Here is a 13,013-nt window from a genome sequence, read left to right as displayed (position 1 = left end):
ACGATGGCGTGTCGCCGCCTCAATCAGGCCGGCTTCATTAATCTTTCCAGTCGCTGCCGCAGTTCTCCTTCGAGCGAAACGGCTTTTTGCGTGCGAAGATCAATGCACACAAACGTCAGTGCAGCATCCGCGACCACCGTTTCACTGCCCGCTAACAAAATGTGTTGAGTGATGATGCCACTTTTCCCATTGAGTTGCTTAATATCACTGCTGACCTCCAGTACGTCGCCCAATACGGCCGGGCGACGATAATTGATATTGATGTTTACCACCACAAAAGCCAGTTTTTGCTCAAGCAGCCAGGTAAAGGCCTCTGCTTCTTCCAGCCATTGCCAGCGCGCTTCCTCTAAAAACTCCAGATAACGCGCATTGTTAACATGCTGGTAAACATCCAGATGATAGCCGCGCACTTTTATCTTGGTCTGCATGATCCTTCTCCTGCTGCTTATTGACTGGTTGGACCTGTTCACTCTAGCAGAGTCCCGCCCTGACAGCAGGTTAAGCATCAGAGTTGCGCTTCACTTCACAATTTTAACCGTGAGGCATTTCGCTCCACCAGCGCGTGACCAAAGCCAGGCACGTCTTTCAGTTGATCCACCGCCGTGAACGGCCCGTATTCTTCACGATAGCTGACGATAGACTGCGCCTTTTTCAGACCAACGCCATTCATCACCGCCGAGAGTTGCTCCGCCGTGGCTTCATTGATACTGACCTGCTCCTGATGCGGCATTGAAACCTGTGCAGCCTGTGTCTCACTGGGGGTTTCCGCCGCTGCCAGTGGCGTTTGAACGAGGGCGCCACACAGGGCGAGGGAAAGATAAAAAGCATGTAAGTGGGTTTTAGCCATGCTGTGTTTCTCCTTGTGTTAAACAGCAGGCTCAGCGTGTCATGTCCGCTAAACAGACTCAAAGGGCAACGTTCTAAAATGGAAAAGGCCGCATAAGCGGCCTTTAGTCATTTCAGCTGTTACCTGAAATTTGCGAGGATTACTGCATTTGAGCAGCGGCACCGTATTTGATTTTGGCCGCTTTACGCAGGTTTTGCAGTAAGGCTTCAAAGGTCAGTTGCGCGTTGTTTTGCGTGACGCCTTTGACCATCTCGTCAATCTGCGCCTGAGGCAGGCTACCGGTCGTAACCTTATTCACCGCGATCAGCACCACATTGCCTTGCATGTCCTCACCCACGCCCCATGACGGTTTGTTATCCGCTGGCTCTGGCAGGTTGAAGGCAGCCTGAGCAACGGGATCCTGCGTGTTACGGTCAACCGTTTTGCTGGCGCTTAACGTCAGACCTGCGGCTTTCAGCACATCCGGTTTACCGGCTTTCAGCTCGGCTAACAGTTTATCAGCCTGGGCTTTTGCCTGTTGCGTCGCTTTATCATGCTTGATCGTCTCGGTGATTTGCGCTTTTACCTTGTCGAGGGGTTCCACCGCTTCGGGTTTATGCGCACTGATACGCAGCACAAAGGCACGATCGCCATCGACATTGATGATGTCAGAGTTATTTCCGGGCGCACCGTTTTGTCCCACTAACCCACCATTGAAGATGGCCTGCTTAACGGCATCAAAGTCGAGATCTTTAGGCACATCGTCACGGCTGAACCAGCCTGTTTCTGTGGCCTTCATACCTGACGCCTGCTCTGCACCAGCCAGCGACTCATTATCATTGCTCGCGGCTTCACTGACTTTCTGCTGCAGTTTGTAGAATTCCGCCTGTGCTTTATCCTGTTTGACCGCGTCCGCGATCTCATCACGTACTTCCGCCAGCGGTTTAACCTGCTCAGGCTTGATGTCGTCAAGACGGGCAATCAGGAAACCCACAGAAGACTTGATTACACCGGAAAGCTGACCCTTTTCTTTCAGTCCCGCATTTTTCAGCTCGTCTGGCGTCGTTGACGGCTCAAGCCAGCCCATATCGCCGCCTTTACGGGAAGAGATTGGGTCAATGGATTTGGTTTTTGCCAGTTCCGCGAAATCCGCGCCGCCTTTCAGCTGCGCCAGAATAGCGTCGGCATCGGCTTCGGTTTTGGTCTGAATCACGCTGTAACGATCGCGCTGGGGCTGCGTGTAGTCCGCTTTATGTTGATCGTACCAGGCCTGAATATCCGCATCGCTGGCATTTTCCTGCATGCTGGCGGCATCCAGTTTGATATAGCTTACGCGGAACTGCTCAGGGGCCATAAAGCTGCTTTTATGCTGCTGATAATACTGGTTGATTTCGTCGTCATTGACGGTTTGCTTTGCAGCCAGAGCATTCACATCGAGGGTAGCCGTCTGAATATCACGCTTTTGCGCCACCAAATCCACCAGCTTAGTGGTTTCATTTTTCAGCATAAAATCGGTATTCGCGACCGCATTGATCAGCTGTTGGGTGGCCAGTTGTTTACGCAACGCTTCGGCATACTGATCCGGCGTGAATCCCATATTGCGGATCATCGCATTGTATTTAGCATTATCGAACTTGCCGTTGGTCTGAAACGCAGACTGGCTGAAGATAGCCTGTTTGACCTGATCGTCACTGATGGCAATATGCAGATCTTTTATGTAGGTATCCAGTAATGCCTGGTCAATCAGCTGAGACAGCGCCTGCTGGCGCATCTGCTGCATGTAACCTTCGTTGCCCGCAAGCTGCGAGAACTGATCACCCAGCATCTGCTGCTGACGATTGCGCTCGTTGTTGAACGCCTGCTCTAACTGCGCACGGCTGATCTCCTGGCCATTAACTTTGGCCGCATAATCGTTGTTACCGCCAATCAGATAGTTGCCAACGCCGGTCAGCACAAAGGAGAGAATGATCAACCCCAAAATAATCTTGAGCACGACATGGTTCGACGCCGCGCGTAAATTGTCCATCATGGTATGACAACACTCCGCTGTAGTGTGAATGTAAAGCCCTGCCGCAATAACGCCATCTTCCCGACGCATTACTCCGCTGCAAGTCTGGCTGGCAGCATGCATCCTGTTGAGACAAGTCTCGCAACCTTAAACCGCCTCTCCGGATGTAAAAAAGGCACATCTTATTGATGTGCCCGTATGTTACATGAGAACGCGTTAACCGTCCTCTAATCCACTCAAGAAAATGTGTTATTGAGTGGTGGCGTTGTCATTAGTTGACAGCGTCTTTCAGTGCCTTACCTGCACGGAAACCCGGTACTTTACCTGCCGGGATAGTAATCTCTTTACCGGTTTGTGGGTTACGGCCGGTGCGCGCTGCACGCTCACGTACTGAGAAAGTGCCGAAACCTACCAGCGCCACTTCATCTCCGCTTTTCAGCGCGTCAGAAACAGAGCCCATAAATGCATCTAAAACACGTCCTGCTGCTGCTTTAGAAATGTCGGCATCGGCAGCAATTTTATCGATCAGTTGTGACTTATTCACTCTATTCATCCCCTCTTTATTATTTCACATCGTACCCACGCTTCCTGTCGGGCACGAACGCGCAGCAAGTTATATCAAGCCTTATATGCCGAAACAACGGTAATCCTCTTATAACATCGCTTCAGCAGCCACCTAAATTAGCGGGACAAAAAAAAGCTGGCAAGCACCAATTGGTGTTGCCAGCGCGGCTTTTTAACGCTTTATGCCATTAATCACTATTTTGCGGTTGCTACCTGCATACCGTAAGGCGCGTTTTCCAGTGCCAGGTTCAGCACTTCCTCAATACGCTTGACCGGATGAATTTCCAGATCGGCAATCACGTTCTGAGGAATTTCTTCCAGATCGCGTTTGTTTTCTTCCGGGATCAGCACCACTTTAATACCACCGCGGTGTGCCGCCAGCAGCTTCTCTTTCAGCCCGCCGATAGGCAGGACCTGACCACGCAGGGTGATCTCGCCGGTCATCGCGACGTTTGAACGCACCGGGTTACCGGTCAGGCAGGACACCAGGGCAGTACACATGGCAATACCGGCACTGGGACCATCTTTCGGCGTCGCGCCTTCCGGTACGTGCACATGGATATCGCGTTTTTCATAGAAATCGCCATTGATACCCAGTTTTTCCGCCCGGGCGCGGACGACAGTCAGCGCGGCCTGAATGGATTCCTGCATGACTTCGCCCAGCGAACCGGTATAAGTCAGCTTGCCTTTGCCCGGTACACAGGCGGTTTCAATGGTCAGCAAATCGCCACCCACTTCCGTCCATGCCAGACCTGTTACCTGACCCACGCGGTTTTCGCTGTCGGCGCGGCCATAGTCAAAACGCTGCACCCCAAGGAAATCCTTCAGGTTTTCACCATTAATGGTGATGTGCTTTTTGGTTTTGTCCATCAGCAGCGTTTTCACTGCTTTACGGCACAGCTTGGACAGTTCACGTTCCAGGCTACGCACACCAGCTTCACGCGTGTAGTAACGGATGATGCCGATGATAGCGCTGTCTTCGACGGTGATCTCAGACGACTTCAGGGCGTTACGCTCAATCTGCTTCGGCAGGAGATGCTGCTTGGCGATATTGAGTTTTTCGTCCTCGGTATAGCCAGAAAGACGAATCACTTCCATACGATCCAGCAGTGGAGCCGGAATGTTCATGGAGTTCGACGTCGCCACAAACATCACATCAGACAGATCGTAATCGACTTCCAGATAGTGATCGTTAAAGGCGATGTTCTGTTCAGGATCCAGCACTTCCAGCAGCGCTGAGGCCGGATCGCCGCGCATATCCGACGACATTTTGTCGATTTCATCCAACAGGAACAGCGGGTTTTTCACGCCGACTTTCGCCATCTTCTGAATCAACTTGCCCGGCATAGAGCCAATATAGGTACGGCGATGACCGCGAATTTCCGCTTCATCCCGCACGCCGCCGAGGGCCATGCGTACATACTTACGCCCGGTTGCTTTCGCAATAGACTGACCCAGCGAGGTTTTACCCACGCCCGGCGGTCCCACCAGACACAGAATCGGCCCTTTAATTTTGCTGACGCGACTTTGCACCGCAAGGTACTCAAGGATGCGGTCTTTGACGCGTTCCAGGCCATAATGGTCGGTATCCAGCGTTTCCTGGGCTTTGCGCAGATCTTTCTTCACTTTGCTGCGCGCATTCCACGGAACCTGAACCATCCAGTCGATATAGCCGCGCACCACGGTCGCCTCGGCAGACATCGGCGACATCATTTTCAGCTTCTGCAGTTCTGCTTCAGCTTTCTCACGCGCTTCCTGCGGCATTTTGGCCGCATCGATTTTACGTTTTAACGCTTCGTACTCGTCAGGCGTATCATCCATCTCGCCCAGCTCTTTCTGAATGGCCTTCATCTGCTCATTCAGGTAGTACTCACGCTGGCTCTTTTCCATCTGCTTTTTGACGCGATTGCGAATGCGTTTCTCAACCTGCAGCAGATCGATTTCAGATTCCATCATGGCCATCAGATATTCCAGACGTTCATTGACGTCTGACATCTCCAGCACTGACTGTTTATCCGCGAGTTTTAATGGCATGTGCGCCGCCACCGTATCCGCCAGGCGCGCCGCATCATCAATATTGTTCAGTGACGTTAAGACCTCAGGCGGGATCTTTTTATTCAGTTTGATATAGCCTTCAAACTGATTGATCGCCGTGCGCACCAGCACTTCCTGCTCGCGCTCTTCAATCTCCGGAGAGACCAGATATTCCGCCTGGGCGACAAAATGGTCACCGTTGTCAGCCAGCGTAGTGATATTGGCACGCTGTAAACCTTCAACCAGCACTTTTACCGTTCCGTCTGGCAGTTTTAACATCTGCAGTACGGAGGCAATGGTACCCACTGAAAAAAGATCGTTTATGCCAGGTTCATCCGTTGAAGCCTCTTTCTGTGCGACCAGCATGATCTTTTTATCATGATCCATTGCGGCTTCGAGGCACCGAATTGATTTTTCCCGGCCAACAAACAACGGAATTACCATGTGCGGATAAACTACCACGTCGCGCAACGGCAGGACGGGGATTTCAATGCGTTCAGAACGCTCAGGATTCATAGAGCTCTCTCTTAGTTTAGTGTCCGCAAGGTGATGGGTACCGCATCAGGCAGGTGTGCGGTCAAACCCACAGGTGTCTGAGTATATGGGGATGATTGTCAGACATTCAATGTCACAACGGTGAGAAATGCAAAAGGGGAAAGATTTTCCCCTTTATAGATGGCACAATGTGGACGATTTGTTTATTTATTCGCCAGAAGCCTGAGCTTCGTGCTTGCCATAAATCAGCATGGGTTCAGACTGACCTTCAATCACCGACTCATCAATCACTACTTTCTCGACATCTTCCATGGACGGCAGATCGTACATGGTTTCGAGCAGCGCGCCTTCCACGATAGAACGCAGACCGCGCGCACCGGTTTTACGTGACATCGCCTTTTTAGCAATCGCCGTCAGGGCTTCGTCACGGAACTCCAGCTCAACGCCTTCCAGGTTAAACAACGCCTGATACTGCTTGGTGAGTGCGTTTTTCGGCTCACGCAGAATCTGAATCAGCGCTTCCTCACTCAGTTCATTGAGCGTGGCTACCACAGGCAGACGGCCAATGAATTCTGGGATCAGGCCAAATTTGATCAGATCTTCCGGCTCACATTGCGCCAGTAACTCGCCTTCTGTTGCCTTCTGTGATTTACCTTTCACCGTTGCGCCAAAGCCAATGCCTGAACCGGTTTCAACGCGCTGCGAGATAACCTTATCCAGACCGGCGAAGGCGCCACCACAGATAAACAGAATCTTAGAGGTATCGACCTGCAAAAACTCCTGCTGCGGATGCTTACGGCCACCCTGCGGCGGCACAGCGGCGACGGTGCCTTCAATCAACTTCAGTAACGCCTGTTGCACACCCTCACCCGATACGTCACGGGTGATCGATGGGTTGTCTGATTTACGTGAAATTTTATCGATTTCATCGATATAGACGATACCACGTTGGGCTTTCTGCACATCGTAGTCACATTTTTGCAGCAGCTTCTGGATGATATTTTCGACGTCTTCCCCCACATAACCGGCTTCGGTCAGCGTGGTTGCATCCGCCATGGTAAAAGGCACATCCAGTAAACGGGCCAGGGTTTCAGCCAGCAACGTTTTACCGCTACCGGTCGGACCGATCAGCAGAATGTTACTTTTGCCCAGTTCGATACCGTTGCTGGTATCCCCGTTGCGTAAACGTTTGTAGTGGTTGTACACCGCCACGGCCAGGACTTTTTTGGCCCGTTCCTGACCAATAACGTAATCGTCGAGGTGATGGCGGATCTCATGCGGCGTAGGCAGCGCACTACGTTCGCGATGCGGGGCAACCTCTTTAATCTCTTCGCGAATAATGTCGTTACACAGATCAACGCACTCATCGCAGATATACACTGACGGCCCGGCAATCAGCTTACGCACTTCATGCTGGCTTTTGCCGCAAAAAGAGCAGTACAGCAACTTTCCTGAACCGTCTTTGCGCTTATCTGTCATCAGTTAACCTCTTCTTGTTCTCAGGCCGTACCAGCCGTACAGCACTGGCCGTGGGTACACGGCCGATGTTCATTCAACCCGTCATTATCTTGTCCTGTTAACTATAGACCAGAGACAAGGTGAAGTTAGGGCTTATTGGCGATGCGTCAGGATTGAATCGACCAATCCATACTCTACCGCTTCGCTGGCGGAGAGGAAACGGTCACGCTCAGTGTCACGCTCAATTTCTTCCAGTGACTTACCGGTATGTTCCGCCATCAGCTCGTTCATGCGCTGCTTCACTTTCAAAATTTCACGCGCATGAATCTCAATGTCGGTCGCCTGTCCCTGATAGCCACCCAGCGGTTGGTGAATCATCACGCGTGAGTTTGGCAGGCAGAAACGCTTGCCTTTCGTCCCGGCTGTCAGCAGGAAAGCCCCCATTGAGCAGGCCTGGCCCATACAAATGGTGCTGACGTCAGGCTTGATAAACTTCATGGTGTCATAAATTGACATGCCAGCCGTAATGACGCCACCCGGTGAGTTGATATAAAGGTAAATATCTTTTTCCGGGTTCTCCGCTTCCAGAAACAGCATCTGGGCCACAATCAGGTTAGCCATGTGATCTTCTACCTGGCCGGTTAAGAAGATAACGCGCTCTTTAAGCAGACGGGAATAGATGTCGTATGAACGCTCGCCGCGCGAGGTTTGCTCGACCACCATTGGCACCAACGCATTGTGCGGTGCAGTAAACTCACGATCGCCACTGTATGACATTACCGTCTCCTGGATAAATTTCATTGGCAACATTCTGTACCGATTTTACGTAAGACGAGCAACAAAAACTATGCTCTGCCTCTTACCGACAACATCAGGACGGTTAATCAGTCAGCCGAACTGTTTTTTGCATACTCCCTCTATCTTGGGATAGTGCTCAGTTGTTTCAAGCATAACAACCTTTTCATCAATCGCTAACCCGGAAAAAGCGATGCGTGAACAATTCGCCTAAAAATTAATCAAATAGCGACAGACCCGTTGCCAGAAAGCGTATTACAGAAAAAAGCCCGCGACTTTTCAGGCGCGGGCTTTAGCACAAGGGGTTAAACGGACGATCAGGCCTGAGCGGTCTGATTCATCAGTTCCTGGAAGTTAGTTTCTTTTTCAGAAACTTTGGCTTTCGCCAGCACAGCTTCAACCGCCTGCTCTTCCAGCGCCACATTGCGCATGTTGTTCATCAGCTCGTTATTTTTGCTGTAGAACTCGATCACTTCCTGCGGATCTTCGTAAGCAGACGCCATTTCTTCGATCAGCACTTTAACGCGATCTTCATCGGCTTTCAGCTCGTGCGTGCGAATCACTTCGCCCAGCAGCAGACCGACCACAACGCGACGCTTCGCCTGCTCTTCGAACAGTTCGCGTGGCAGTTCCAGCGCTTGCTTCTCGTTACCACCAAAGCGTTGTGCAGCCTGACGACGCAGAACGTCGATTTCGCTGTCGATCAGCGCAGCAGGCACATCAATAGGGTTCGCTTCAACCAGACCGTCGATAGCCTGTGTCTTCACGCGGTTACGAATCGCGCCTTTCAGCTCACGTTCCATGTTCTTACGCACTTCCGCACGCAGGCCCGCAACCGAACCATCTTCCACGCCGAAACGCTTGATGAATTCTTCGGTCAGTTCTGGCAGTTCGCGCGTTTCCACTTTCTTCAGCGCGATCTCGAACTTCGCGTCTTTCCCTTTCAGGTTTTCCGCGTGGTAGTCGTCAGGGAATTTCACGTCGATAGTGAAGGTTTCGCCGGCTTTGTGACCCACAACGCCTTCTTCAAAGCCTGGGATCATACGGCCCTGGCCCATGGCCAGAACGAAGTCAGATGCTTTGCCGCCTTCGAATTCTTTGCCGTCAACAGAACCGGTGAAATCGAGGGTAGCGCGGTCTTCAGCACCCGCTGCAGCGTCGGTTTCAATCCAGTTAGCCTGCTGCTTGCGCAGCGTTTCCAGCATGGTATCGACATCGGCGTCGGTCACTTCGACCTGAGGCTTTTCAACTTCGATGTTTTCCAGGCCTTTCAGCTCAACTTCTGGATACACTTCGAACTCAACCGCATAGGTGAAGTCCTGACCTTCTTTATATTCGCCTGGCACATAGTTAGGCGCGCCAGCCGGATTGATCTTCTCTTTGATGATGGCGTCAACAAAGTTACGCGTCATCAGATCGCCCAGCACGTCCTGGCGCACAGAAGCACCGTAGCGCTGCGCGACGATGTTCATGGGCACTTTGCCTTTACGGAAACCATCGATACGGACTTTCTTCGCCACATCCACCAGTTCTTTTTTAACGGCGCTTTCGATGCTGTCAGCTGCGACAGTAATCGTAATGCGACGGCCCAGGCCCTGAGTGGTTTCTACAGAAACTTGCATCTTGTTACCTCAAAAAATCACGTGCTCGGTCAACTTCAGACACCACACATTAATTAATGCGCCGTATCTAACAACCGGGACGGCTTCCGTGAAGAGAACCTGATCCCTGTTACCAGAAGCGTCCCGAAGACATTCCGGAAAAATAGACGCAGCATTATAGCGGCATCACTGAGATGAGTCGAGGACGCTAAGTCACCACTTTTCAGGGAGTTTGCTGCTTTTTTGAGCCAGGTAACGCGTTTAGCAAGGATAAAACACAAAAACGGCCCGCAGGCCGTTTAAAAAGAGAGGGTGTTATGCGAGTGTGCCCGCGCCGCGACAGTTCGGCGAAGCGAGTACCGTATCCTGCAATCCTTCCCACTCTTTCAGGGTATAAGTATGCAAGGCCAGTGCGTGAACACTTCCCGCCAGCTCAGCACTGAGTTCACCATAAATTGCGCGATGACGGGCGAGAAAACGCTGACCGGTAAAAACGTCGCTGACAATCACCACTTTGAAATGGCTTTCAGAACCGGCAGGCACATTGTGTCGGTAGCTTTCATCATGCACTTCCAGATGAGCCGGCTCAAAAGCCAGGCGCAGCTTCTCTTCTATCTGTTCTCGAATCATGGTTTTACCCTCAATGGCGAGCGCTGTGCCCCATCTGTTTAAATATTAGTCCGTTTTTGGCTGCGCAACGCGACAGCGGACGCAATATTATCACTCCGTCGCCCTCTTCGCTTGTGCCTTGTCAGGCGGGGAATATGAAAAGGTAGAGAGCAAGAAAAAGCGCCTTGCGCGGTTTACCTTGTGGCAAAGGGCTTTATTCACTGCACCGCTTTGCTATGATGGCCGCAGTTTTTGCACACCAACCCATGACACTAACGAGAAAGCGTATGTTGAAAAAACTGTTATTCCCGCTGCTGGCTGCTTTTATCCTGGCCGGTTGCGCTTCCAGCAACAACACATTGACCATTCAACCTAAGATTCAGCTGCCACAGCGCGATCCGAGCCTGATGGGCATTACGGTGAGTATCAACGGCGCCGATCAGCGTCGCGATCAGGCGCTGGCAAAAGTTAATCGCGATGGACAACTGGTCAGCCTGACCCCGTCGCGCGATCTGCGTTTCTTACTCCAGGAAGTGCTGGAGAAACAAATGACAGCGCGCGGCTATATGGTCGGTCCTAATGGCGCGGTTGATCTGCAAATCATCGTCAATAATCTGTATGCCGACGTCACCCAGGGTGATGTGCGTTACAGCATTACCACCAAGGCGGATATCTCTATCGTGGCGACCGCGAAAAATGGCAATAAACAGATTAAAAATTACCGCCAGACCTACAGCGTAGAAGGGGCTTTCAGCGCCACCAATCAGAAAATCACCAATGCGGTGAATTCTACGCTGAGCGACGTGATCGCCGATATGGCGCAGGACACCAGCGTCAACGACTTCATCAAACAAAACGCCCGTTAATCAGGTCTTTTGCCCGGCACCCGGCCGGGCACTTTTCAAGGTCAGTATGAATCACTACTTCCGTGTCTTCCGCCAAAAAAATGCAGCCATTTTACTCCTTCTGGGATTCGCATCAGGTTTGCCTCTGGCCTTAACCAGCGGGACGCTGCAGGCGTGGATGACGGTTGATAATATCGATTTGAAAACCATCGGATTCTTTTCACTGGTGGGCCAGGCCTATGTGTTTAAGTTTCTCTGGTCCCCCATGATGGATCGCTTCACGCCGCCGCTTCTCGGTCGGCGCAGAGGCTGGTTGCTCATTACGCAACTGGCACTGGTGGCCAGCATTGTGGCAATGGGCTTTTTGCAGCCCAGCCGGGATTTAACCCTGATGGCGGCACTGGCGGTACTGATTGCATTCTGTTCTGCGTCACAGGATATCGTCTTCGATGCCTGGAAAACGGATGTGTTGCCGCCGGAAGAACGCGGAAGTGGCGCTGCCATCACGGTGTTAGGCTATCGTCTGGCAATGTTGATATCGGGCGGTCTGGCCCTGTGGCTGGCCGATCGCTATCTCGGCTGGGAGGCGACTTACTGGCTCATGGCCCTGCTCCTGCTGCCCTGTCTTATCGCAACCTGTCTTGCCAAAGAGCCGGACAACGCGCAGGCCGCGCCGCGTACGCTACGTCAGGCGGTTGTCGATCCTCTGCACGATTTTTTTAATCGCAACAACGCCTGGCTGCTGATCACGCTCATCATTCTTTACAAGCTCGGCGATGCATTTGCCGCCTCTCTCACCACCACCTTTTTGATTCGCGGCGTGGGATTTAATCCTGGCGACGTCGGGCTGGTAAACAAAACGCTGGGCTTGCTGGCAACCATCATTGGCGCGCTTTATGGCGGCATGCTGATGCAGCGTCTGAGCCTGTTTCGCGCGTTAATGATTTTTGGCCTGCTCCAGGCGGTGTCGAATTTCGGCTACTGGCTGCTGGCGGTCACCGACAAACACCTCTGGAGCATGGCGAGCGCGGTCTTTATTGAGAACCTGTGTGGCGGAATGGGAACCGCTGCGTTTGTCGCGCTGCTGATGACGCTGTGTAATAAGTCCTTCTCGGCGACGCAGTTCGCCCTGCTGTCTGCGCTTTCAGCGGTAGGCCGGGTTTACGTGGGACCTGCAGCCGGTTATCTGGTCGAGATCTGGGGCTGGCCAACGTTCTACGCCTTTACCGTTTTCGCAGGTCTGCCGGGCCTGGCCCTGCTGGCTTTTTGTCGCGGTACACTGGACTTTACCCAAAAAACCGGCCAGTTTTTGCCGCGCCGCTATTTTTCCGCAGGCTACCGCTGGACGAAACGGCTGTTTGCAGGCGGATGCGGGTTACTGGCGCTGTGGCTGCTGTCGCTGGCGCTGAATGCAACGGGCATGCTCACGCTTTCGGCGTGGCTGGCTCCGCTGTTTGAAGCCGGTATGGCGCTGGCGCTTTGCGGTGTGCTGTCCGGCGTGGTGCTGGATTATCGCGCATTGAGAAAGGCCGGGAATTGACCTTTTGCCTCATAATCACACAATAATCACACAGTCGCAGGTGCCATTTCAGCCAATTGGTTAAGCGCACCTAATTTGTCTTTGCGTGTCAATTTACAAAAAATATTTTTATCATGTGTGCGCTTCGGGCAAGATATTTAAATCCGGTACGCAATTAATTAAGTTAAAAATTAGAGAAAAAATGATGCAATATTGTTAAATAATTGGGTATTAAAAGTCAGGGTTATTCCTTTCCTAC

11 protein-coding genes are annotated in these 13,013 nt (G+C 52.0%); 2 read left to right on the top strand and 9 right to left on the bottom strand.

Annotated features, from left to right (window positions below):
- Nucleotides 1-23: 23 nt before the first annotated feature.
- The 9 genes from C1N64_RS07725 to bolA all read right to left on the bottom strand — a co-directional run bounded on the left by C1N64_RS07725 (nucleotide 24) and on the right by bolA (nucleotide 10,411).
- Nucleotides 24-428, bottom strand: a complete 405-nt coding sequence (locus tag C1N64_RS07725; protein ID WP_058701150.1) for a YbgC/FadM family acyl-CoA thioesterase — start codon at nucleotides 426-428, stop codon at nucleotides 24-26.
- A 95-nt stretch (nucleotides 429-523) separates the two neighbouring features.
- Complete coding sequence (locus C1N64_RS07720) at nucleotides 524-847, bottom strand: helix-hairpin-helix domain-containing protein (protein WP_033738667.1); 324 nt, start codon at nucleotides 845-847, stop codon at nucleotides 524-526.
- A gap of 139 nt (nucleotides 848-986) precedes the next feature.
- Nucleotides 987-2,855, bottom strand: a complete 1,869-nt coding sequence (ppiD, locus tag C1N64_RS07715) for a peptidylprolyl isomerase (protein WP_039338626.1) — start codon at nucleotides 2,853-2,855, stop codon at nucleotides 987-989.
- A 250-nt stretch (nucleotides 2,856-3,105) separates the two neighbouring features.
- Nucleotides 3,106-3,378 (bottom strand): nucleoid-associated protein HU-beta, encoded by a 273-nt coding sequence (gene hupB / locus C1N64_RS07710; protein ID WP_006117956.1) that lies wholly within the window; start codon nucleotides 3,376-3,378, stop codon nucleotides 3,106-3,108.
- A 215-nt stretch (nucleotides 3,379-3,593) separates the two neighbouring features.
- Complete coding sequence (lon, locus tag C1N64_RS07705; protein WP_394515378.1) at nucleotides 3,594-5,948, bottom strand: endopeptidase La; 2,355 nt, start codon at nucleotides 5,946-5,948, stop codon at nucleotides 3,594-3,596.
- A 186-nt stretch (nucleotides 5,949-6,134) separates the two neighbouring features.
- Entirely contained in the window at nucleotides 6,135-7,406 is a 1,272-nt protein-coding gene (gene clpX / locus C1N64_RS07700; protein WP_033738665.1) for an ATP-dependent protease ATP-binding subunit ClpX, read from the bottom strand.
- Between the two features lie 132 nt (nucleotides 7,407-7,538).
- A complete protein-coding gene (gene clpP / locus C1N64_RS07695) occupies nucleotides 7,539-8,162 on the bottom strand; it encodes an ATP-dependent Clp endopeptidase proteolytic subunit ClpP (protein WP_006117959.1) in 624 nt (207 codons plus the stop codon).
- A 335-nt stretch (nucleotides 8,163-8,497) separates the two neighbouring features.
- Entirely contained in the window at nucleotides 8,498-9,802 is a 1,305-nt protein-coding gene (gene tig, locus C1N64_RS07690; RefSeq protein WP_394515377.1) for a trigger factor, read from the bottom strand.
- Between the two features lie 294 nt (nucleotides 9,803-10,096).
- The gene (gene bolA / locus C1N64_RS07685; protein ID WP_006117961.1) at nucleotides 10,097-10,411 is read right to left on the bottom strand and encodes a transcriptional regulator BolA; all 315 of its coding nucleotides are present in this window, start codon (nucleotides 10,409-10,411) and stop codon (nucleotides 10,097-10,099) included.
- Between the two features lie 266 nt (nucleotides 10,412-10,677).
- On the opposite strand from bolA, the gene C1N64_RS07680 reads away from it, so the two are divergent.
- Entirely contained in the window at nucleotides 10,678-11,256 is a 579-nt protein-coding gene (locus C1N64_RS07680) for a lipoprotein (protein ID WP_006117962.1), read from the top strand.
- Nucleotides 11,257-11,302: 46 nt separating this feature from the next.
- The gene (gene ampG / locus C1N64_RS07675; RefSeq protein WP_054634403.1) at nucleotides 11,303-12,775 is read left to right on the top strand and encodes a muropeptide MFS transporter AmpG; all 1,473 of its coding nucleotides are present in this window, start codon (nucleotides 11,303-11,305) and stop codon (nucleotides 12,773-12,775) included.
- The last annotated feature ends 238 nt before the right edge of the window (nucleotides 12,776-13,013 follow it).

Source organism: Pantoea sp. SGAir0215, assembly GCF_043543215.1.
The sequence above is the reverse complement of the archived record's forward strand: the minus strand, read 5'-3'. Positions and strand labels throughout refer to the sequence as shown.